General features: G+C 68.1%; 16 protein-coding genes. 4 read left to right on the top strand and 12 right to left on the bottom strand.

Features of this window, described 5'->3' with window-relative positions:
- Nucleotides 1-85: 85 nt before the first annotated feature.
- Together hslV and BJP62_RS08340 are read right to left on the bottom strand one after the other, a co-directional pair.
- The gene (gene hslV, locus BJP62_RS08345; protein WP_070528843.1) at nt 86-619 is read right to left on the bottom strand and encodes an ATP-dependent protease subunit HslV; all 534 of its coding nucleotides are present in this window, start codon (nt 617-619) and stop codon (nt 86-88) included.
- A gap of 74 nt (nt 620-693) precedes the next feature.
- The gene (locus tag BJP62_RS08340; protein WP_070528840.1) at nt 694-1,872 is read right to left on the bottom strand and encodes a lipid asymmetry maintenance protein MlaB; all 1,179 of its coding nucleotides are present in this window, start codon (nt 1,870-1,872) and stop codon (nt 694-696) included.
- A gap of 170 nt (nt 1,873-2,042) precedes the next feature.
- Here BJP62_RS08340 and BJP62_RS08335 point away from each other — a divergent pair, with 170 nt between their 5' ends.
- Together BJP62_RS08335 and BJP62_RS08330 are read left to right on the top strand one after the other, a co-directional pair.
- Entirely contained in the window at nt 2,043-5,666 is a 3,624-nt protein-coding gene (locus tag BJP62_RS08335) for a DUF748 domain-containing protein (protein WP_070528838.1), read from the top strand.
- A 77-nt stretch (nt 5,667-5,743) separates the two neighbouring features.
- Entirely contained in the window at nt 5,744-6,784 is a 1,041-nt protein-coding gene (locus tag BJP62_RS08330) for an aromatic acid exporter family protein (RefSeq protein ID WP_070528835.1), read from the top strand.
- A gap of 154 nt (nt 6,785-6,938) precedes the next feature.
- Here BJP62_RS08330 and BJP62_RS08325 read toward each other — a convergent pair whose 3' ends face one another.
- Nucleotides 6,939-7,862 (bottom strand): LysR family transcriptional regulator, encoded by a 924-nt coding sequence (locus tag BJP62_RS08325; protein ID WP_070528833.1) that lies wholly within the window; start codon nt 7,860-7,862, stop codon nt 6,939-6,941.
- 95 nt (nt 7,863-7,957) lie between these two features.
- Here BJP62_RS08325 and metE point away from each other — a divergent pair, with 95 nt between their 5' ends.
- On the top strand, nt 7,958-10,303 hold the full coding sequence (metE, locus tag BJP62_RS08320; protein WP_070528827.1) for a 5-methyltetrahydropteroyltriglutamate--homocysteine S-methyltransferase: 2,346 nt from the start codon (nt 7,958-7,960) through the stop codon (nt 10,301-10,303).
- A gap of 63 nt (nt 10,304-10,366) precedes the next feature.
- On the opposite strand, the gene fecA is transcribed toward metE, so the two are convergent.
- The 9 genes from fecA to BJP62_RS08275 form a co-directional block, all read right to left on the bottom strand.
- Nucleotides 10,367-12,736, bottom strand: a complete 2,370-nt coding sequence (gene fecA, locus BJP62_RS08315) for a TonB-dependent Fe(3+) dicitrate receptor FecA (RefSeq protein ID WP_070528823.1) — start codon at nt 12,734-12,736, stop codon at nt 10,367-10,369.
- Between the two features lie 82 nt (nt 12,737-12,818).
- Complete coding sequence (locus BJP62_RS08310) at nt 12,819-13,766, bottom strand: FecR domain-containing protein (protein ID WP_070528821.1); 948 nt, start codon at nt 13,764-13,766, stop codon at nt 12,819-12,821.
- Nucleotides 13,756-14,265: a sigma-70 family RNA polymerase sigma factor gene (locus tag BJP62_RS08305; protein WP_070528818.1), complete on the bottom strand. Its 510-nt coding sequence runs from the start codon at nt 14,263-14,265 to the stop codon at nt 13,756-13,758. The genes BJP62_RS08310 and BJP62_RS08305 overlap by 11 nt, the downstream gene beginning before the upstream one ends.
- Nucleotides 14,266-14,433: 168 nt before the next feature.
- A complete protein-coding gene (locus tag BJP62_RS08300; RefSeq protein ID WP_070528816.1) occupies nt 14,434-15,327 on the bottom strand; it encodes a sugar kinase in 894 nt (297 codons plus the stop codon).
- Between the two features lie 10 nt (nt 15,328-15,337).
- Nucleotides 15,338-15,727, bottom strand: coding sequence for a RidA family protein (locus BJP62_RS08295; RefSeq protein WP_070528813.1), 390 nt, complete (start codon nt 15,725-15,727; stop codon nt 15,338-15,340).
- A complete protein-coding gene (locus tag BJP62_RS08290) occupies nt 15,720-17,204 on the bottom strand; it encodes an amidohydrolase family protein (protein ID WP_070528810.1) in 1,485 nt (494 codons plus the stop codon). The genes BJP62_RS08295 and BJP62_RS08290 overlap by 8 nt, the downstream gene beginning before the upstream one ends.
- Nucleotides 17,205-17,336: 132 nt before the next feature.
- Nucleotides 17,337-18,203 (bottom strand): MurR/RpiR family transcriptional regulator, encoded by an 867-nt coding sequence (locus tag BJP62_RS08285; RefSeq protein WP_070528808.1) that lies wholly within the window; start codon nt 18,201-18,203, stop codon nt 17,337-17,339.
- A 48-nt stretch (nt 18,204-18,251) separates the two neighbouring features.
- On the bottom strand, nt 18,252-19,595 hold the full coding sequence (locus tag BJP62_RS08280; RefSeq protein ID WP_070528805.1) for a GntP family permease: 1,344 nt from the start codon (nt 19,593-19,595) through the stop codon (nt 18,252-18,254).
- 301 nt (nt 19,596-19,896) lie between these two features.
- Complete coding sequence (locus BJP62_RS08275) at nt 19,897-21,165, bottom strand: amino acid deaminase (protein WP_070528802.1); 1,269 nt, start codon at nt 21,163-21,165, stop codon at nt 19,897-19,899.
- A gap of 345 nt (nt 21,166-21,510) precedes the next feature.
- Here BJP62_RS08275 and BJP62_RS08270 point away from each other — a divergent pair, with 345 nt between their 5' ends.
- Nucleotides 21,511-22,005, top strand: a complete 495-nt coding sequence (locus tag BJP62_RS08270; protein WP_070528800.1) for a GAF domain-containing protein — start codon at nt 21,511-21,513, stop codon at nt 22,003-22,005.
- Nucleotides 22,006-22,014 lie beyond the last annotated feature (9 nt).

Raw genomic sequence — 22,014 nt, 5'->3', positions numbered from 1 at the left:
CCGGAATGGACATGTGGTCCATGAGGATTCCGAGCACCGGACGGGGGCAAAATGCGCAGGCGCAGCCGGCGAATGGGATGGGTTCTTACAGCGTTTCGATCGTGTGGTTCTGGTTCGTGTAGATGCACAGGTCGCCGGCGATCTCGAGCGCCTTCTTCACCACCACGTCGGCCGGCAGCTCGGTATTGAGGAACAGCGCACGCGCGGCCGATTCGGCGTAGGCGCCGCCCGAGCCGATCGCGGCGATGCCTTCCTCGGGCTCGAGCACGTCGCCGTTGCCGGTGATGACCAGCGTCTGGGTCTTGTCGGCGACGATCAGCATCGCCTCGAGCCGGCGCAGCATCCGGTCGGTGCGCCAGTCCTTGGCGAGCTCGACGGCGGCGCGGGTCAGTTGGCCCTGGTGCTTTTCGAGCTTGGCCTCGAAGCGCTCCATCAGCGTGAATGCGTCGGCGGTGCCGCCGGCGAAGCCGACGATGACGCGGTCGTTGTAGAGCTTGCGCACCTTGCGCGCGGTGCCCTTGATGACGATGTTGCCGAGCGTGACCTGGCCGTCGCCGCCGACCGCGACGTGTTCGCCGCGGCGGACCGATACGATCGTGGTGCCGTCGAATTGCTGCATGCTGTGTCCCGCCGGTGTAAGTGATTCAAAGCAAATGGGGCCCGAAGGGCCCCGGTTCAAGAGTCGCGCGGGCGTTACGATTGCCGGCTGACGCTGACCATGTCGGCGATGCCCATCAGCCGCATCAGCCCGTAGACCAGTTCGTTGACGCGGCCGAACGCGAGCGTGTGGCCGCTGCCGAGCAGCTCCATCGTCAGGTTCAGCAACTGGCCGGCGGTTTCGAAGTCGACCCGGGTAACGGCGGCGAAATCGAGCGTCGGTTTGCCGTGCTGGCGGGCGAACTCGCGGATCTGGCTCAGTGCCTGCGGCGCGCCGCCGGTCAGCTCGCCGCTGATGATCAGCCGGTCGGGCGAGGTCGGCGACGGTGTCGGTGCCTGCGCGGCCTGCAGCGGTGTTTTCGGTGCCGGCTGTTGCGGGGCCAGCCTGTCGTCCCACGACGGCGGCGAGACCTCGAAGGTGATCGCGTAGTCGATGGCGATGTTCTCGAAGCGTTCGGCGTCGCCGGTTGCCTGCATCAGTTCGATCAGCAGCAGCCAGTACGGCGCTTCGGCCGGCTGGCGGCGGCCGGTCTCGATCTTCGACGCCAGCAGCTCGGCCAGCGTACCGGCACCGAGTACCTGCAGGATCACGCCCTGCTTGCGCACGCGCGGCCACAGCAACAGCAGCTCGGCCGCGGCGAACGGATCGATCTCGCGGACCTTGGTGCAATCCATCCGCACGGTGTTGCCGCTGGTGCACGCGCCGATCAGCCGCTCGAGCTCCTGCTCGAAGCTGTTGGCGGCCAGCTTGGCCGGCAGCGCGACATAGCTGCCACCCTGCGCCGGTGCGCTGTCGCGGACGGTGGCCGTGCCGCCACGCCATGGCGGCGGCGAGATTTCGAACTCGAGCACGTAACCGAGCGCCAGCTCGTCGAAGGCCTTGCGATCGTCCACCTGCTGGTACAGCTCGAACAGCATCAGCCAGCTCTCGCTGCGGCGCTGTCCTGCGATCGTCGGCAGATGGCTCGCCAGCGCCCGGATCGCCAGCGCGTCCTGGCTGTTGGCGTGCAGCACCACGGCTTCTTCCTCGACCGGGCTCAGGTGCGATGCGGCCTCTTCGACCTCGATCGCCAGCTCGCTCAGATTGTAAGGCTCGGGCGACGGTGCGGCGGCGGGGGCCGGCGTTTCTGGCGGGCGGGTCGGCGCTTCGCTGCGTGGCTGCGTCGCCGGCCCGTTGCTGCCGGCGTCTTTCTTGCGGAATAGGGAAAACACCACGGCTCTGTTTCTTTGGCTCTGGAGTTCCTGATTCTATGCCGTTGACCGTCCGAGTCAAATGACGATGTCTTCCCGAGTGCGCCCGGATTTGCAATAGGAATATGCTGTTATGGTCGGTGATCGTTGCGGACTAGAATATCGGACATGGTACAAAGGATGGGGCAAGGCGCATGAAATCGGCGGCAGCACTCGGTCGGGTGCTCAATGGCAAACGCGTGCGCAGGGTGGCGCTGGTACTTCTGGTCGTCATCGCGCTGATCGGCGCGCTCGGTGCCGGCCTGCTGCCGTGGCTGGCCAAGCCGCGAATCGAGGCCGCGCTGTCGCAGGCGCTCGGCGGCCGGCAGGTGACGATCGGCGAACTGGCGGTCAATCCGTTCACGCTGACCGCGCGCATCGACGATTTTCGCGTGCTCGAAGCCGGCAAGCCGGTGCTGGCGTTCAAGCAGGTGAAAGCCAATGCGACGCTCAAGTCGCTCTACCGGCTGGCGCCGGTGCTCGAATCGCTCGAGATCGACCAGCCTTATTTCCGCCTTGTCCGGACGGGCGAGAACCGCTACAACATTTCCGACCTGATCGACAAGGCGCGCGCCGCGCCGCCGTCGACCGGCGAGCCGCAACGCTTCGCCGTCTACAACATCCGCGTCAGCGGCGGTCGCGTCGATTTCGACGACCGCTTGCTCAAGCAGCAGCACCGGGTCGATGCGATCGACCTCGGCGTGCCGTTCGTCTCGAACCTGCCGGTGTTCATCGATACCGACGTCGAACCGAAGCTGTCGCTCAAGCTCGATGGTGCACCGTTCGCGCTCAGCGGCACGACCAAGCCGTTCGAGGACCGGCGCGAGACGCATTTCGCACTGAACTGGAAAGACCTCGATCTGGCGCGCTTCTGGGAGTACGTGCCGCTCAAGCTCGACGGCCGGCTGAGTTCGGGCAAGCTCGACAGCGACCTGAAGCTCGTGTTCAGCCAGGGCAAGACGCAGACGCTACGGCTCGACGGCAAGCTCGCGCTCAATGCGCTGGCCTTCGTCGGCGGCAAGGACCAGCCGCTGCTGTCGGTTGCGTCGATCAAGGCCGAGGCAGGGCAGGTCGAGCCGCTGGCCGGCATCTACCGGCTGAAGTCGCTGAACATCGTGTCGCCGCAACTGGCGGCGAGCCGCGATGCCGCCGGCGTGCTGAACTGGCAGCGGCTGGTTCCGCCGGCACCGGCCACTGCCAAACCGGCGCCGACGGCATCGGCGGTTGCCCAAGAGAAGGCCGGCGAAGCGCTGCGCTACAGCATCGGCCGTTTCACGCTCGACGACGGCCGCATCGACTGGCGCGACGCGGCGGTCAGCCCGGCGGTGTCGACGACGCTGAGCGGGCTGAAGCTGCATGCCGACGGGCTGGGCAGCGATGCCAAGGCGCCGGCAAAAGTGGAGTTCTCGGCCGACGGCAGCCACGGCGAGAAGCTGGCGGCGACGTCGCAACTGACGCTGAAGCCGCTGGCGGCCACCGGTACCTTCACGGTCGAGGCGCTGCCCGTCGTCGACTACCTGCCTTACTACCGCAACTACACCTACGCCCAGCCCGAGGCCGGTACGCTCGGCGTTGCCGGCAACTACCAGTTTGCCGCCGGCGAGGCCGGGCCGCGCTTCCGGCTGGACGACGGCAAGCTGCACGTTGCAGGCGCCCGCTCGCTGCTCGACAAGCAGCGGGTGATCGACATCGACGCGCTCGACGTCGACGGCATCCGCTACGGCAACGACGACAACACGCTGCAGATCGCCCGCGTCGGCATCGACGGCGGGGCGATCAGGCTGGTGCGCCAGGCCGACGGCAAGCTCAACCTGCAGAACCTTGCCAGGACCGCCGAAGTCGCGACCGACAGGGGCGCATCGAAGCGCGCGGCCAAGGCCGAGAAGCCGATCCATGTCGTGGTCGACAAGATCGCACTGAACCGGCTCAGGCTCAGCTTCGAAGACCGCGCGCTCGAAAAGCCGGTGCCGCTGGTGTTCGACCGGATCGCGCTCGACGCCGGGCCGTTCGCCTGGCCCGACGTCGTGTCGACGCAGCTCAAGCTGTCGGCCCGCAACGGCAAGGGCAGCCTGGCGACGCAGGGCGCGCTCAAGCTGCTGCCGCTGTCGGGCAAGCTGAGGATCGACGCGCGCGGCCTTGATGCGTCGCCGACCCAGCCTTACTTCGCCCACTACCTGAACATCGACCTCGTCAGTGGCCGGATCTCGGCGAAGGGCGACCTCGATTTCGACACGGCCAGCGGCTTCAAGGGCCGCTACCGCGGCAATGCCGGCATCGCCCGCCTGCACGCGATCGACCGCAACAGCGGCGAAGACCTGCTGCGCTGGGGCAATCTGGCGCTGAACGGCATCGACACGCGCTTCGACCCGCTGAACATCGCGGTGCGCGACGTCAACCTCAGCGACTACTACGCGCGGCTGGTGCTGACCGAAAAGGGCCAGCTCAACCTCAAGGACATCGCCGCCGGCGACAGCACCGGGCCGGTGCCCGACGAAGTGGCCGTTGCGGCGAAGACGAGCGACAGCGAAACCAGAACCGTCGCCGGTGCGCGCGTGCGCGAGGCGTCGCTGCCGGCGGCCGCACCCAAGCCGGTGACACCGGTCCGCGTCGACAAGGTGACGCTGGCCAAGGGCCGGATCAACTACACCGACCTCTTCATCAAGCCGAACTACACCGCCAACCTGACCGACATGGGCGGCACGATCACCGGGCTGTCGTCGGTCGACGATACCCGCGCCAGGCTCGACCTCAAGGGCAGCGTCGACCGGATCGCGCCGGTAACGATCTCGGGCGAAATCAACCCGCTGGCGAAGAAGCGCTACATCGACATCAAGGCCGGCGTGAAGGGCTACGAGCTGGCGTCGGCGTCGACGTATTCGGCCAAGTACGCCGGCTACGGGATCGAGAAGGGCAAGCTGTCGATGGACGTGCACTACAAGATCGACGACAACAAGCTCAAGGCCGAGAACAAGCTGCTGCTCGACCAGCTCACGCTCGGCGACAAGGTCGACAGCCCGCAGGCGACCAAGCTGCCGGTGAAGTTCGCGCTCTCGCTGCTGACCGACCGGCGCGGCCAGATCAACGTCAACCTGCCGATTGCAGGCTCGCTCGACGACCCGGACTTCAGCGTCGGCGGGCTGATCGTCCAGGTGATCGTCAACCTGCTCGAAAAGGCCGTCACCGCGCCGTTCGACCTGATCGCATCGGCGATCGGCGGCGGGCCGAGCCTCTCTTACGTCGGCTTCGCGCCGGGGTCGGCGCGGCTCGAACCGGCGGCGCAGGACGGCATCAAGCAGCTGGCGCAGGCGCTGTCGGACCGGCCGGCGCTCAAGCTCGAGATCACCGGCTGGGTCGACCGCGACAAGGACATCCCGGGCCTGCGCGAGCGGATGATCCGGCAAAGGATGCGCGCGCTGAAGGCCAAGGATGCCTCGCAGGGCGGCGAGTCGGTCGACGACATCAAGATCAGCGATGCGGAGAAGCCCGAACTGCTCAAGCGCGTCTACAAGTCGGCCGACATCAAGAAACCGACCAATATGATCGGGCTGAGCAAATCGCTGCCGCCGGACGAGATGGAGAAGATCCTGCTGGCCGAGCTGCCGGTGTCCGATACCGATCTCGCCCAGCTCGCCGACCGGCGCGCGCGCGGCGTCAAGGATGCGCTGCTCGCCGCCGGGGTGTCCGAAGACCGGCTGTTCCTGACCCGCGCCAAGCTCGACGCGACCGCCAAGAGCGGCGACAAGGACCCGAGCACGCGGGTGCAGTTCAAGCTGCAATAGCGGCCGCCTTGATCGCGGACCGGTGCACGATGCGCCGGTTCGTGGCAGGGTAGCGGCTTTCGGAACGGAGACCGGCCATGACGCTACGCGACCGACTCTCGGCGCTGTCGATCTCGCAGGACGGGCGCTTCGCCAAACTGCTGATCGCGCTCCTGCTCGGTTACGGTCTGCCGACGCTGTTCGGCGCCCAGCCCTACATTGCCGAGACGATGGCGTCGTCGGCATGGCTGTCGCTCGGGCTCGGGCCGTCGATCGAAACGTCGAAGAAGTATTTTCTGCAACGATCGATGGCCAATCTGGTGCCGATCCCGATCGGCTTTGCGCTCTACCCGCTGGTGCCCGAGCCGATGGCGATCATCGTGCTCGTCGCCATCGTCATGTTCATGCTGGTCAAGCGCTTTCCGGATGCGTTCCGGCTCACCAGCATGGGCATCGCGATCTGCCTTGTCGCCGGTTTCGGCCGCGATCTGGCGGCGGCCGAAGGGCGGATGTTCGCGGTTGCGGTCGGCATGGCGATCGGGTTTGCCGTCGAGCTGCTGGTGCTGCCGCCCGATCAGGGCTACCGCTTCCACCAGCTGGCGCACCGCGGCAGCCGCCAGCTTGCCGCCTTGTTTGAGGCGGTGGTCGCGACGCGATCGCTCGCCAGCCTGACGCCGGCCTGCCTCGACCCGCTGACGCAGTCGCAGCTCGAAACCCGCGCGCAGCTGGCGAACTTCAAGGCCGACTACGGCCCGCACGGCCGCCGCCATCTGCGGCGCTACGGCGGCGAGGTGGCGCTGTTCGAGCACCGGCTCGCGCTGATCGACAGCGGTACCGGGTTGCTGCGCAAACTCGGCGACAGCCGCGAGCTGTTTGGCCTGCTCGAGCCGGCGTTTCGCGATCATGTGTTTGCGCATCTGGCGCAGATCAACGAAGTCCACCAGCAACTGGCGGCGTATTTCGAGCACCGCCGGGCCGAGCCGCCGGCGCACGCCTACCTCGATACGCCGTACACCCCGGCCGACAGCGCCAACCCGTTCAACATGGTGCTGCAGGGCGCGCTGATGGAACACCAGCGGCTGCTGGTGAACAGCGTCGCGGCGATCCGGGACGCATCAGCCGGCAACCCGCTCCGGTAGGCCGGCGAGCCAAGGCAGGCCGCTTTCGTCCGGCGCGCAGACACCGGAACGGACATGGTGGTCCATGAGGGTGCCCCGAAGGAAGCCCCTTTGGGGGCGAGGAGCACCGGACGAGAGCGGGATGCGCAGGCGCCGTGGCCAGATGGCGTGGGTTCTACAGCGTGAGCTGGATTCCCGGCAGCTCGGCCGCGCTGACCTCGCGGACGATGTCGACGAAATCGCGCAGGTAGGCGGCGCCGGCGCGATCAAACGGCATTGCCGCGTACAGCCTTGCCGTCAGCCCGCCCTCGGTGACCGGCTTGGCGACCACATAGCCGCGATCAAGGTAGTGCTGCACGCTCCAGCGCGGCAGCGCGGCGATGCCGCGGCGGCTGGCGACGAGCTGCAGCATCGCCACCGTCAGCTCGGTCGTGCGCCGCTTCGGGTTCACGCCGGCCGGCTTCAGCACCTGGCGGACCAGATCGAGCATCTCGTCCGGCACCGGGTAGGTGATCAGCGTCTCGTCGGCAAAATCCTCGGCCGACAGCCAGGGCTTGCCCGCGAGCGGGTGGTCGTTGGCGACGAGGGCGACCATGTCGTAGGCGAACAGCGGCGCGAAGTGGATGCGCGCTTCGGCGTCGATGTCGGAGACGATGGCCAGATCGGCGCGGTCGTCGAACAGCAGGCCGACCGGGTCGGCATGAAAACCCGAGACGATGTCGAGCTCGACCTCGGGCCAGCGGCCGCGGAAGGTATCCATGGCCGGCATCAGCCAGTCGAAACAGGTATGGCATTCGACCGCGATGCGCAGGCTGCCGGCCTCGCCCTCGCGCAGCTTGGCGATGTCGCGCTCGGTGCCGGCGATCTGCGGCAGCACCCCGTCGGCCAGCGCCACCAGCCGCTCGCCGGCCGGCGTGAGCTTGAGCGGCGCCGACTTGCGCGCGAACAGCGGCATTGCGTAGTGCTCTTCGAGCTGGCGCAACTGGTGCGACAGCGCCGACTGCGTCAGGTGCAGCCGCTCGGCCGCGCGCGTCAGGCTGCCGGTGTCGCGGATCGCCGCCAGGGTTTTCAGGTGGCGCAGTTCGAGGATCGATTGCATGAATGACGTTCACATTTTGTCTGAAAATAATGAGTTTGAATCATAGATGCCGCAACGCGCATCATGCAAGCGACTCATACAAAAGGATTGATGAAATGACTGTTGCTCATGTTCTGGGTTTCCCGCGCATCGGCGGATCACGCGAACTGAAGTTCGCCGTGGAAAGCTTCTGGCGCGGCGAATCGTCCGAGGCCGAACTCTCTGCCGTGGGCAGCACGCTGCGCCGCCGCCACTGGGACTGGCAGAAGGACGCCGGCCTCGACTTCGTTGCCGTCGGCGATTTCGCTTGGTACGACCAGATGCTCGGTACCGCCGCGCTGCTCGGCGCCTTGCCGGCGCGTTTCGGCTTCGACGCCAGGAACCTGAGCCTGAAACAGTATTTCGAACTGGCGCGCGGCAATGCCGAACAGCCGGCGATGGAAATGACCAAGTGGTTCGATACCAACTACCACTACATCGTGCCGGAACTCGACGCGGCAACGGCCTTCGACGGCGGTGTCGACTGGCTGTTCTATGAAATCGACGAAGCCCGCTCGCAGGGCCACAAGGTCAAGCCGGTGCTGGTCGGCCCGCTGACCTTCCTCTACCTGTCCAAGACCAAGACTGCCGGTTGGAACAAGCTCGAGCTGCTGAACAGGATCGTGCCGGCCTACCGCCGCATTCTGGAAAAGCTCGCCGCGCGCGGCGTCGAGTGGGTGCAGATCGACGAACCGGTCCTCGCGCTCGAGCTCGACGCGCAATGGCAGGCGGCCTTCGTCCCGGCTTACCGCGAACTCGCCGCGGCCGGTGTCAAGCTGCTGCTGGGCACGTATTTCGACAGCGTCGTCGAGCATGCCGCGCTGATCAATGCGCTGCCGGTGTCCGGCGTCCACCTCGATCTGGTCCGCGCACCGGCGCAGCTCGATGCGCTGCTGCCCGCCTGGCCGGCCGACCGTGTCCTCAGCGCCGGCGTGATCGACGGCCGCAACATCTGGGCCGCCGACCTGTCCGCCAAGCTCGCGCAGCTCGAAGCCGCCAAGGCCCAACTGGGCGACAAGCTCTGGGTCGCGGCTAGCTGCTCGCTGCTGCACAGCCCGGTCGATCTGGATTCGGAGGACCAGCTCGACGCCGAGCTGAAGTCGTGGCTGGCGTTCGCCAAGCAGAAGCTCGCCGAGGTGGCGCTGCTCAAGCAGGCGCTGGAAAACGGTCGCGAATCGGTTGCGGCGGCGCTGGCTGCCAGCGACGCGGTGGCGCAAAGCCGCGCGACGTCGACGCGCATCCACAACCGCGCCGTCGGTGCCCGTCTGGCCGCGCTGGTGAGCAGCGACGCCGAGCGCCACAGCCCGTATGCGCAGCGTGCGACCGCGCAGCGCGAATGGCTGAAGCTGCCGCTGCTGCCGACGACGACGATCGGCTCCTTCCCGCAAACGCAGGACATCCGTGCCGCACGTGCCGCGTTCAAGCGCGGTGCGCTGGCCGAGGCCGACTACGTTGCCGCGATGCAGGCCGAGATCCGCCTCGCGGTCGAAAAGCAGGAAGCGCTGGGCCTCGACGTGCCGGTGCACGGCGAAGCCGAACGCAACGACATGGTCGAGTACTTCGGCGAACAGCTGGCCGGTTTCGCCTTCACCCGCTTCGGCTGGGTGCAGAGCTACGGCAGCCGCTGCGTGAAGCCGCCGGTGATCTTCGGCGATGTTTCGCGCCCGAACCCGATGACCGTCGCGTGGAGCCGCTACGCGCAGTCGCTGACGGCCAAGCCGATGAAGGGCATGCTCACCGGCCCGGTGACGATCCTGCAGTGGTCGTTTGTCCGTGACGACCAGCCGCGCCGCGACACCGCGCTGCAGATCGCGCTGGCGATCCGCGACGAGGTCGTCGACCTCGAAGCCGCCGGCATCAAGGTGATCCAGATCGACGAGCCGGCGTTCCGCGAAGGCCTGCCGCTCAAGCGCAGCGACTGGGATGCGTACCTGGAATGGGCCGGCCGTGCGTTCCGGATCTCGGCATCGGGCGTCGTCGACAGCACGCAGATCCACACCCACATGTGCTACTCGGAGTTCAACGACATCCTGCCGGCGATCGCCGCGATGGACGCCGACGTGATCACCATCGAAACCAGCCGCTCGGACATGGAGTTGCTCGAAGCCTTCGGCGAGTTCGCCTACCCGAACGAGATCGGCCCGGGCGTCTACGACATCCACAGCCCGCGCGTGCCGCCGGTGGCCGAAATGCTGCGGCTGATCGCCAAGGCGCTCGACGTCGTCCCGGCCGACCGGCTGTGGATCAACCCGGACTGCGGCCTGAAGACCCGCGGCTGGCCGGAAACCGAAGCCGCGCTGGCGAACATGCTCGAAGCGACGGCCGAAGCCCGCAAGGCGATCGCCGAAGGCCGCAAGCTGGTGGTCGAAGCCGGCGCTTACCGCGAGCATGTGCACGGCGGCAGCTGCGGCTGCAACGGCTGATGTTCGCCGCGCAATGAAAAAAGCCGCCCTCGGGCGGCTTTTTTCATGCCGGTACCGGGGCGATCAGAAGCTCGCTGCCGCCTGCAGGTAGACCGTGCGCGGTTCGCCGACGTACTTGCCAGCGTTGTTGTCGTCGAACGAGCGGGTGTAGTAGCGGCGGTCGAACAGGTTCTTGATGCCGAAGCTCAGCTCGAGGTTGGCCAGCGCCGGGCCGAAATCGTAGCCGCCGCCGATGCCCCAGATCATGTAGCCCGGAATCCGGCCGTTGTTGCCGCGGGCGTTTTCCTGCTCGGTATTGGCGTTGTCGGCATACATGCCCGACTGCACCTGACCGTTGAAGCCGATCCGCCAGCCGCCGCGCTGGTAGTCGAGCCCGATCAGGCCCTTGTGCCTGGGCGAGAACGGCACCTGATTGCCGTAGTTGGCGCCGGCCTCGCGGATCGTCGCGTCGACATAGGCGTAGTTGGCGTGGCCGCTCAGGCCCTTCAGCCGTGCATCCAGTGCGGCCAGTTGGTAGCGCGCCGCCGTCTCGATGCCCTGATGCCGGGTCTTGCCGCGCGCGGTGACGCTGTCGGTGACCTGATTGCTCTCGTACTGGTTGTCGAAGTTGATCAGGAAGGCGCCGATCTCGGCCTGGACGATGCCGTCGTTGTAGCGCGTGCCCATTTCCCAGGTGCGGGCCTTCTCCGGCTCGACACTGCCGCTGGCGACTGCCTTGCCCATCTGGCTGTACTGCACGGTGCCGAACGAGCCTTCGGTATTGGCGTAGACGTTCCACGCTTCGTTGACGTGGTACAGCACGTTCAGCGCCGGCAGCGGCACGTTGTAGTTGCCGGCGTCGCGCTTGCCGGTCCGGACGTTGTCCTGGTGCGAGCGGATCATCTCGTAGCGGATGCCCGGCGTGATCGTCCAGTTGCCGACGTCGATGCGGTCGTCGAGGTAGAAGGCGTTTGCGGTGGTCGCGCCGCGGGTGTCACGGTCGACCGGGCTCGACGTGTCCGGCAGCGTGCCGCTGCTGGCGGGGCGCCAGTAGCGCAGCTCGTGGCTGGCTTCGCTGACGAAGCGGTAGCCGACGCCGATTTCGTGGCGGACGTCGCCCAGGCTGAACACTTGCGAATAGTGCGTTTCGACACCGCGGACCCAGTATTCGCGCGGCGACAGCGTCAGGTTCCTGCCCTGGTCGAGATAACCGCTGCGCAGCGTCGTGGTGTAGAAGCCGGTGGCGGTGAACTCGCGCGTCGTGTCGGGCTTGTAGGCGTAGCTGACGCTGGCGAGCGTGCGCCGGCCCCAGAAGCTGTCGTACGGCCGCGTCGACTGGAACGGGTCCTTGGCGTAATCGGCAGTGCTCAGTCCGCCCGGCATGTCGGCCCGGCCTTCGTAGTACTGCAGCGTGCCCGACAGCGTCTGCAACGGGTCGATCCGGTAGCTGCCCTTGAGCATCACGTCGTCGATGGTCGTGTCGCTGTGTTCGCGCCAGTCGCTGCCGCGCACGCCCGAATACAGCAGCGCGCCGCCCAGGCCCTGTTCGTTGGTGCCGCCGACCATCAGCGATGTCGTGGTTTTGGGCGAGTCGACGCTCGACGCCGGGCTGATCTCGCCGTGGACCTCGACGTGGGCGCCGAAGTCCTTCGGGATCGCGCGGGTGACGAAGTTGACGATGCCGCCGACGTTCTGCGGGCCGTAGCGCACGGCGCCGCCACCACGCACGACGTCGACCGCGTCCATATTGCCCAGCGACACCGGCGCGAACGACAGCTGCGGCTGGCCGTACGGGGCGAACGGCACCGGGATGCCGTCCATCAGCACCGTCGAGCGCGATGCCAGCCGCGGGTTGAGGCCGCGGATGCCGAAGTTCAGCGCCATGTCGTGGCTGCCGGTGCCGTTGTTCTCGGGGGCGACGACGCCGGGCGTGCGGTTCAGCGCTTCGCGCATCGTCGTTGCGCCGAGCGCGTCGAGTTCGTCGCGGCGGATCACGTCGCGCGCGCCGGCGTGCTCGAACACCGTCAGCGCATTGGCGTCGGCCAGCCAGTCGCCGACGACACTGACCGTCGCCAGCGTGGTCTCTGCCGGCGCGGTGCTGTCGGCGCTGGCGCTCGCGGCTTTCGCCCGCAATGTGTACACGCCCGGCGATGTCTGCGTGGCCACGAGACCGCTGCCGGTCAGCAGCTGTGCCAGCCCGGCGTCAATGCCGAAACTGCCTTTCAGCCCGGGCGAACTCATCCCCTTGGTCTGGGCCGCGTTGTACGACAGCGTGATGCCGGCCGCCGCGGCAAACTGGCCGAGCGCCGCGCCGAGCGTCCCGGCGGGTACCGCATACTGGCGTGCGGGCTCGGCGGGGGCGGCGACGGCAACGGGGCTGCCGAGCGCGAGGGCAAGCACCGCGCAGCGCACGGCGGTCAGCGCGCTGCGGGGGCGGGAAGGGGACGAAAACATCGGGGGACTCCGGGTCAAATGGAAGGCTTCACCCGGTAGGTCGAACGGGGACCGCGAAAGGGACAATGCATCGTTAAAAAAATCAGGCGGGCCCGACACGCACCCACCAGCGGCTGCGGTAGCCGATGCGGATCGGGAAGGTCTGCGCCAGCGCCGCGAGCGCAGCGTCGGTATCGGCCAGATCGAAAGCGCCGGACACGCGCAGGCCGGCGACGGCCGGATCGCACTGGACGACGCCTTGCCGGTAGCGCCCCAGCTCGGCGAGCACGTCGGAGAGCGGCCGGTCGTCGACGATCAGCCGGCCGTTGATCCACGCCGCCGGCGCCGGGCCGGCGGCTTCGAGCGGGCCGACGCCGCCGGCGGTAAAGCGCAGCGTCTGCCCGGCGCGCAGCATTGCGGCCGGGCCGGCCAGCGCCGCCGGGGTGATCTCGACCGTGTCGGCCAGCACGGTGACTTCGGTCGCGTCGTCGCCGGTCCGCACGGTGAATTCGGTGCCCAGCGCGCGGACCCGGCCGTGGTCGGTGTCGACGACGAAGGGGCGCGCGTCGCGGGCGGTGCGGATCAGGATTTCGCCGTCGCGCAGCCGGACCTGCCGCAGCGTGGCGTCGAAACGGACGTCGGCGGCGCTGGCGGTGTTCAGCCACAGCGTCGAGCCGTCGGCCAGCCGGACTTCGCGACGTTCGCCGGCGGCTGTGCGGTAGTCGGCCTGCCCCCACGGCAGCCAGTGCCGGCTGCCGAGGGCGATCACGCCACCGCCGAGGCCGAACACGACCAGCTTGAGCGCCCGCCGGCGCTGCATTGCCGGATCGTCCGGCGCGCGCTGCAGGGTGCCGGCCGCGATCTGCGTCGGCAACTGCTGCAGCCGGGCCTGCAGCTGCTCGACCCTTTGCCACGCGGCCCGGTGCGCCGGTGCGGCGGCGAGCCAGGCCTGCCAGTCGGCGGTGTCGGTAGCCGTTGCCTCGCCCGAGCAGAACTGCGCATACCAGGCGGCGGCCTGCCGCAGCGCGGCGCGATCGGGCTCAGTATTCATGCTGGAACAGCAGGCAGTGTTCGATGGCCTTGGCCATGTATTTCTTCACCGAACTGACCGACACCTCGAGCCGCGCCGCGATGTCGGCGTAGCTCAGCCCCTCGAGCTGCGACAGCAGGAAGGCCTGTCGTGCCCTGGGGTTGAGCCGGTCGAGCATCGCGTCGATTTCGACCAGCGTTTCGAGCAGCAAGGCCCGCTCCTCCGGCGACGGTGCCAGCGCTTCGGGCTGCTGTGCCAGTACGTCGAGATAGGCGCGTTCGAGCGCCTGCCGGCGGAAATGGTCGATCATCACCCGCCGGGCGATCGTGGTCAGGAAGCTGCGCGGCTCGATGATGCCGGCGCAGCGTTCCGGTGCGATCAGCAGGCGCAGGAAGGTATCGTGGGTCAGGTCGGCGGCTTCGACGCTGCAGCCGAGCTTGCGGCGCAACCAGCCGTGCAGGAAGCGGTGGTGGTCGCGGTAGAGCGGCCCCAGCGAGGGGCTGATGTCGGGCTGGGACACGGGGACTGGCACGGAGGCAATGACGGGCGGATTATAATTGATAATCGTTATCAATTAATACAACCGCCCGTCATGGCGCGTGCAAGCCGCGCCCCGTTCATCGTGCCGGGAAAACCGCGCGGATCAGCGTGCGTATCAATCGGCACCGCCGATCGACGCGGTTGCCGCTTATTGCGGCATCGCCGCCGCCGGCATGATCGCCCCCGGATGCCGGATCACCAGCCCGGCCAGCGCGTGGCCGGCGCGGGCCGCATCGGGCGGGGTGGCGCCTTTGACCCGTGCCGCGAGGTAGCCGGCGGCGAACGAGTCGCCGGCGGCGCAGGTGTCGACGACGTGCTCGACGGGCTGGGTCGCGACCGCGACCAGTTGTCCGCCGCTGGCGACGATGGCCGGCATCGCGCCGCGCTTGACGACGATTTCGGGGCAACCGGCGGCCAGCACGCGGGCGATCAGCGCATCGCTGTCGTCGCCGAAAACGCGGGTCTCGTCGTCCTCGGTGATCAGCGCAACGTCGGCGATCGCGTACAGCCGGCGGTATGCGGCGCGTGCGTCGGCCTCCGGCCACAGCTGCGGCCGGTAGTTGTTGTCGAACCAGACCTTGCCGCCGCTTGCCTTGAACGCCGCGAGCGCGTCGATCAGCCGCTCGCGCTCGGGCTGCGGAAACAGCGCCAGCGTGATTCCGGACAGGTAGATGGCGGTCAGTCCGTCGAATAGCCGGGCGAAATCGAGCCCGGCGGCAAACCAGTGCCGCGCCGCGCTGTCGCTGCGCCAGTAGTGGAAGCGCCGCTCGCCCGCATCGTCGGTCTCGACCAGATACAGCCCCGGCAGACGGCCGGGCAGCCGGGCGAGCCGGTCGGTGTCGATGCCTTCGGCCCGCCAGGCGGCGGCGAGCTGCTCGGACAGGCCGTCGTCGCCGAGCGCGCTCAGGTAGCGGACGTCGTGGGCGTCGCCGAGCAGCCGCGCCAGGTAGACGGCGGTATTGAGCGTGTCGCCGCCATAGCGGCGCTCGAGCGGCTGGCCGGACAGCTCGATCATCGCCTCGCCGAGGGCTCCGATGTTCATCGGCACCCCCTTACGGCTTCTTGTAGGCGACGCAGTCGACCTCGACCTTGCAGTCGACGACCATGCTCGACACCACGCAGGCGCGCGCCGGCGGGTTGGCGCCGAAGTATTCCATGAACACGCGGTTGAACGACATGAAGTCGCGCGGATCGTCGAGCCAGACGCCGCAGCGGACGACGTGCTCGGGGCCGTAGCCGGCCTCCTTGAGGATGGCGAGCACGTTCTGGATCGCCTGGTGCGACTGCGCGACGATGCCGCCGTCGATGATCTCGCCGTTCACCATCGGTACCTGGCCCGATACGAACAGCCAGCCGTCGGCGCCGGCCGCGCGTGCGAACGGCAGGTGCTGGCCGCCGGTGCCCTTGCCGCCTTCGACGCCGATGCGGGTGATGTCAGACATGTGAGTTCTCCTGTTGAGCATTGAATGTGGTGCGCACGTCGGTCTGACGCGGCAGGAAGCGGCCGGCACGCAGGCCGGTCGCGGTTTTGTCCCGGTACGACAGCACGCCGTTGACCCAGACGCCGCGGATGCCGTCGGCGGCCTGCTGCGGATCGCCGAAGCTCGCAACGTCGCGGATCCGGTCCGGATCGAACAGCACCAGGTCGGCGCAATGGCCGGCCCTGATCCGGCCGCGGTCGGTCAGGCCGAAGCGGTCGGCCGACAGGCCGGTCATCTTGCGCACCGCCTCGGCGAGCGGGAACAGCCCGACGTCGCGGCTGTAGTGGCCGAGCACGCGCGGAAAGGCGCCCCACAGCCGCGGGTGCGGCAGCGGATCGTTCGGCAGCCCGTCCGAGCCGACCATGGTCAGCGGGTGGGCGAGGATGTGGCGGACGTCGTTTTCGTCCATGCCGAAGTAGACTGCACCGGCCGGCTGCAGCCGGCGCGCGGCGTCGAGCATCGGCACGCCCCAGCCGGCGGCGATGTCGGCGAGCTTGCGGCCGGCCTCCTCGGGGTGCGGCGTGCTCCAGGTGATCAGGATGTCGAACTCGTCGGTGACCTGCTTGAGGTCGAGCGTCGACGAACTTGCCGAGTACGGGTAGCAGTCGCAGCCGACCGGATGACGTCCGGCCGCGTTTTCGAGACGGGGAATGACCTCTCGGCTGCGGCCCCAGTTGCCGGCGCCGGCGCATTTGAGGTGCGAGACGATCACCGGCGAGCGCGCATGCCGGCCGATCTCGAACGCCTCGTCGAGCGCATCGAGAATGCCGTCGAATTCGGTGCGCAAGTGCGTCGTGTAGACGCCGCCGTGGGCGTCGAGCACCTCGGCCAGCGCCTTGACTTCATCGGTGCTGCTCGAGAACGCCGACGCGTAGGCGAGGCCGGTCGACAGCCCGAGCGCGCCGCAGGACAGCGCGTCGTCGAGCTCGGCGCGCATCGCGGCGATCTCGGCGTCGCTCGCTTCGCGGTCGAGCCTGTCCATGTGGTTCTGCCGCAGCGCGGTGTGGCCGACCAGCGCGGCGACGTTGACCGCCGGCCGGGCCGTGTCGACGGCGTTGCGGTAATCGGCGAAGCGCGGGTAGACGAAGTGTCCGGCGTCGCCGAGCAGGTTCATCGGGTCGGGCGGCTCACCCCTGAGCCGTACCGGGCTGGCGCTGATGCCGCAATTGCCGACGACGACGGTCGTCACGCCCTGCGACAGCTTGGGCAGCATCGCCGGCTGGCGGATCACGTTGGTGTCGTCGTGGGTGTGGATGTCGATGAAGCCCGGCGCCAGCGCCAGACCGGCGGCGTCGATGTCCTCGCGCGCGCCGGCGTCGAACTCGCCGCCCTGCGGGACCACGGCGGCGATGCGGCCGTCCCGGACGGCGACGGCACCGGCGGTTTCGCCACCGTCGCCGTCGAGAATGCGGGCATTGCGGATGATCAGATCGTACATGGGGTCTCCAGGTTGGCACGTGGCCGCTGCCCCGGGGGCACTTCCTTGCGGGGCGAAAATGCAGCGCGCTGGCAAGGCGGCCGAGTGCGGGCAGCGGGTACGGCAGACAACAGGGCCAGCATGCCGGCCACGCTAATCGCCGAGCGGCATGCGCTGGTCGCCGCCGCCACGGTAATCGTCGAGCACGAACTTGAGCCGGCGCAGCATTTCCTTGCTGTGTTCCTTGTGCAGCAGCGCGAGCTCGGTGGCGAGCACGTCGATGACCAGCATCATTCCGTAGCGCGACGCCGACGGTTTGTAGATGAAATCGGTCTCGTCGACGTGAAACGGCAGCAGCACGTCGGCGCGTTCGGCCAGCGGCGAATCCGGCGCCGAAATCACGACCAGCCTGGCGCCGTACTGGCGGGCGATGTCGGCGATGTCGAGCAGTTCGGGCGTCACGCCGGACACAGACAGCACGAGCAGCACGTCGCGTTCGGACAGCGTCGCGGCGAACATGCGCAGCAGCACCGGGTCGTGGCAGGCAGCGACCGGGTAGCCGAGCCGCGCCAGCCGGAACTGCGTTTCGTCGCCGAGCATCGTCGACGCGCCGCCGAAACCGGCGACATAGGTCATCCGCGCCTTGTCGATCAGCTTCGCGGCGGCGCGGAACTGCGCCTCCGAGAAGTGCGCGAGGCTCTGGTGCAGCGCGTCCTCGACCTCGGCGCAGATCCGGTTGTAGAACACGTTGTCCTCGGCGGCATCGGCGAGAAAGCGCGCGCCGATCGCGCCGGCCTGCGCCAGCCGCAGCTTCAGGTCGCGGACGTCGTCGCAGCCGGCCACCTTGGCGAAGCGCGAGATCGTCGCGATGCTGACGCCGGCGCGTTCGGCCAGCGCGTTGATCGTCGCGCCGGCGGCGAAGGCCAGGTCGGCCAGCACGGCGTCGGCCACCTTCTGCTCGGTGGCCGAGAGCTGGTCGTAGCGGGCGCGGATCTGGAAAACGATGTCGGAAGTGCTCATGCGGTCCTTTTGAATGCGGTTGTCCGGGCTGCGGCAGGCCGGTCGCGGCTAGATCACCAGTGACAGCGCCAGCACCAGCACGAGGGCGACGACCGACACCAGCGTTTCCAGCACCGTCCAGGTCTTGAAGGTCTGGGCAACGGTCATGTTGAAGTATTCCTTGATCAGCCAGAAGCCGCCGTCGTTGACGTGCGAGAGGATCAGCGAGCCGGCGCCGGTGGCGAGCACCAGCAGCTCCGGATGCGGATAGCCCTGCGCCAGCGCGATCGGCGCGACGATGCCGGCGGCGGTGCTCATCGCCACGGTGGCCGAGCCGGTGGCAATGCGCATCAGCGCGGCCATGATCCAGCCCAGCAGCAGCGGCGAGATGTGCAGCACGTTCGACAGCGAGACGATCTCGTGCGCGACGCCCGAATCGACGAGGATGCGGTTCAGGCCGCCGCCGGCGCCGACCAAGAGCGTGATCCCGGCCGTCGGTGCCAGGCAGTCCTGGGTGAACTTGAGGATGGTCTCGCGCGAGAAGCCGCGTGCCAAGCCCAGCGTGAAGAAACTGACCAGCGTCGCGATCAGCAGGGCGACGACCGAGTTGCCGATGAAGTGCAGCAGGTCGTTGGCCAGCGTGCCCTTGCTGGCGAGCGCATCGGCCCAGCCGCCGACCAGCATCAGGAACACCGGCAGCAGGATGGTGAACAGCGTGATGCCGAAACCGGGCAGCTCGCGTTCGCCGTCCTGGTGGATGAACTGGTCCTCGAGCGGGTTGTGTGCCGGCAGCTGCACGCGCGGCGCGATGAACTTGGCGAACAGCGGGCCGGCGACGATGGCGGTCGGGATGCCGACGAGCAGCGCGTAGAAGATCGTCCGGCCGACGTTGGCCTGGTATTCGCCGACGGCGATCATCGCCGCCGGATGCGGCGGAATCAGGCCGTGGACGACCGACAGGCCGGCGACCATCGGCAGGCCGACCAGCAGCAGCGACGTACCGGTGCGGCGCGCGACGTTGAACGCGATCGGCACCAGCAGCACGAAGCCGACCTCGAAGAAGATCGGCAGGCCGACGAGGAAGGCGATGAACACCATCGCCCAGTGGACGTTGTGCTCGCCGAACCTGGCGATCAGCGTCCGGGCGATGCGCTCGGCGCCGCCCGATTCGGCCATCATCTTGCCGAGCATGGTGCCGAGCGCGACGATCAGCGCGATGTGGCCGAGCGTCTTGCCGACGCCGCCTTCGTACGAGGAAACGATGTCGCCGACCGGCATGCCGGCGACGAGGCCGAGGCCGAGCGAGATGACGGTCAGCGTGATGAACGGGTTGAGCTTGTAGCGCGCGATCAGGAGGATCAGCGCGATGATTGCGACGAGCGCGTAGAGCAGCAGCGAATTGCTGGCGAGCATGGTTAACGACTCCTGGACCTGTTGTAGTGATTACCGGCGCCGGTCACCGCCGGGGAAGGCGGTACCGAAGCCGTTTTCCATGCCCGGAGCCGCGCCCTCTCTGGGGCATTCGTGCATCGGGCCGGGGGCGCCGGTGTGGCTGGCCGGCGGGTGGAACGCTTGGAGCGGCTAATGCCCCAAGGGCACTTCCTGCCGGGCGCAAACCCGGTGCAACGGTGCTGGCAAGGCGCGCGAAACGCAGACGGTACAAGTGGTACGGCAAGTGAGCGCAACGCGGCCAGCAGGGTTTTGTTCGCCGTGCTTAGAAGAAGGTCTCGACCAGTTCGGTCACCGTGTAGGCCTCGTCGACGATCGCCAGCTGGCGCCATTTGTCGAAGGTCAGGCAGGGGTGCGAGATCTCGAAGGCGATCAGGTCGCCGACGGCGAGGTCGTCGCCGGGCAGCAGGCCGTCGAGATAGGCGTGCTGGTCCATCATGCCGCTGACTTCCCAGTGCGCCGGTACCGCGCGCGGTGCGGCCTCGCCGGGCCGGTGCTGCAGCGCAGCTTGCGGCAGGCCGGCGTCGAACGCCGCGTCGCGCTTGCCGAGCGCGATGATCGCGCGGCCCGGCTCGGGCATCGACTGCACATAGGCCCACAGCTGCAGCGCCGGCAGCAGGCTGGCGTTCATCTCGCGTGCGACCGGGTTGTCGGCGTCGATCCGCGCCTGCGAGGCCTTGTAGATGCCGACGTCGTGGGTCAGGTAGCAGCCGGGGCGCAGCACGATGTCGACCGGTCGCGACAGCGTCAGCCCGGTCCATTCGGACGCGACGATGTCGTACCACGCCGAGCCGGCGCCGGACAGGATGGCGCTGCCGGTCCCGATCAGCCCGTCGTCGCACAGCTGGCGCAGCCGCGACGCGGCGCGCTGCAGGAAGGCGCGGATCTCGGCCTCGGTCTTCAGCACGCCCTCGTACAGCTCGATGCCGGCAAGCTGCAGCGCCGGCCAGCGGGCGATCGCCGCGAGCACGTCGTCCTCGGCCTTGGCGTCGCGCGCGCCGGTGCGGCCGCCGCTCACGCCGAGTTCGAGCAGCACCTTCAGCGTCTGGCCGCGGACGGTGAAGTAGGCGCCGAGCGCATCGACGTTGGCGGCCGAGTCGACACAGCAGTAGAAATCGAAATCCGGGTCGGCCTGCAGCGCGGCGATGATCGCCATATTGCCGTGGCCGACCAGCTGGTTGGCGAGCAGCACGCGGCGTACGCCGTGGCGGTAGGCGGCGCGCGTCTGCGACGCGGTCGCCAGCGTGATCCCCCAGGCGCCGTGGTCGAGCTGGCGCTGGAACAGCGCCGGGCTCATCGTCGTCTTGCCGTGCGGCGCCAGCTTGACGCCGTAGCGGGCGATGAAGTCGCGCATCCAGACGAGGTTGTGCGCGATGCGCTCGCCGCGCAGCACCGCCACCGGCAGGCTCACGTCCTCGGCAAGGATGTTCCAGCCCAGCCCGGCGACATCGCCCAGCGTGTCGCCGGCGGCAAAGCTGCCCAGACCCTTGCCGGATGCTGCGATCGGGTGCGTCAAAAACGGATGCGCTGCCATTGCTGTCCCCTGTTCGTGAAATTTTTTCGAAGTTACTACGATTGTTTTGGCTTTATCAAGAAAATAATTTTCTTGATTGACCCGACGGAACCGGCGAGCGGCGCATGCCGAAGCCGCCATGCCGGACATGGCCGCACCGTGGGCAGACCGGAAGCGGAGGAGGAGGAATGTGGCAGGAAGGGGCGGCAAGGCACGTGGTGTCGCGTGCGGCGGCGGCCGGTGACGGCGTATTTCTGGCTATTTAGAAAGTTCGATGTAAATATTTAAGCGAAACGAATTTTCGCGAGCCAGGGATGAGTCGATCCCGAGCAGGCGATCCCGGGTCATCACGGAGCATCCAACCCCATGCAAGCCCCCTGTTTTCCCGCCGACGAGGCATCCAGGCTGGCCACGCTGCACAGCCTGCTGATCCTCGACTCCGAGCCCGAGGAGCGTTTCGACAACCTGACCCGCGCCGCCGCGAGCTTTTTCCGCGTCGCCATCGCCGTGATCAGCCTGATCGACGACAACCGCCAGTGGTTCAAGTCGGTGTGCGGCATCGACGCGACCGAAACCTCGCGCGACGTGTCGTTCTGCGGTCATACCATCCTGCAGCCGGAGCTGATGGTCATCGAGGATGCGCTGCTCGACCCGCGCTTCGCCGACAACCCGCTGGTGACCGATGCGCCGTACATCCGCTTCTATGCCGGCGTGCCGCTGAAGGCCGAGAACGGCGCGATGCTCGGCACCCTGTGCCTGATCGACCGCGCGCCGCGCACGCTCGAGCCGTTCGAGCGCGAGATGCTGGTCGACATGGGGCGGCTGGTCGAGATCGAGCTGCGCCGCCGGCCCCTGGCCTGACGGCCGGCC

Source organism: Jeongeupia sp. USM3 (assembly GCF_001808185.1).
Classification (GTDB): Bacteria; Pseudomonadota; Gammaproteobacteria; order Burkholderiales; family Chitinibacteraceae; genus Jeongeupia.
This window is presented reverse-complemented; position numbering and strand designations above follow the sequence as displayed.

Bases quoted from the DNA above. Each gene is read 5' to 3' on its own strand.
- BJP62_RS08275 (WP_070528802.1), bottom strand. From the start codon at position 21,165: ATGGCAGCGCATCCGTTTTTGACGCACCCGATCGCAGCATCCGGCAAG.
- hslV (WP_070528843.1), bottom strand. From the start codon at position 619: ATGCAGCAATTCGACGGCACCACGATCGTATCGGTCCGCCGCGGCGAA.
- BJP62_RS08270 (WP_070528800.1), top strand. From the start codon at position 21,511: ATGCAAGCCCCCTGTTTTCCCGCCGACGAGGCATCCAGGCTGGCCACG.
- BJP62_RS08325 (WP_070528833.1), bottom strand. From the start codon at position 7,862: ATGCAATCGATCCTCGAACTGCGCCACCTGAAAACCCTGGCGGCGATC.
- BJP62_RS08295 (WP_070528813.1), bottom strand. From the start codon at position 15,727: ATGTCTGACATCACCCGCATCGGCGTCGAAGGCGGCAAGGGCACCGGC.
- BJP62_RS08285 (WP_070528808.1), bottom strand. From the start codon at position 18,203: ATGAGCACTTCCGACATCGTTTTCCAGATCCGCGCCCGCTACGACCAG.
- fecA (WP_070528823.1), bottom strand. From the start codon at position 12,736: ATGTTTTCGTCCCCTTCCCGCCCCCGCAGCGCGCTGACCGCCGTGCGC.
- BJP62_RS08290 (WP_070528810.1), bottom strand. From the start codon at position 17,204: ATGTACGATCTGATCATCCGCAATGCCCGCATTCTCGACGGCGACGGT.
- BJP62_RS08335 (WP_070528838.1), top strand. From the start codon at position 2,043: ATGAAATCGGCGGCAGCACTCGGTCGGGTGCTCAATGGCAAACGCGTG.
- metE (WP_070528827.1), top strand. From the start codon at position 7,958: ATGACTGTTGCTCATGTTCTGGGTTTCCCGCGCATCGGCGGATCACGC.
- BJP62_RS08330 (WP_070528835.1), top strand. From the start codon at position 5,744: ATGACGCTACGCGACCGACTCTCGGCGCTGTCGATCTCGCAGGACGGG.
- BJP62_RS08310 (WP_070528821.1), bottom strand. From the start codon at position 13,766: ATGAATACTGAGCCCGATCGCGCCGCGCTGCGGCAGGCCGCCGCCTGG.
- BJP62_RS08300 (WP_070528816.1), bottom strand. From the start codon at position 15,327: ATGAACATCGGAGCCCTCGGCGAGGCGATGATCGAGCTGTCCGGCCAG.
- BJP62_RS08280 (WP_070528805.1), bottom strand. From the start codon at position 19,595: ATGCTCGCCAGCAATTCGCTGCTGCTCTACGCGCTCGTCGCAATCATC.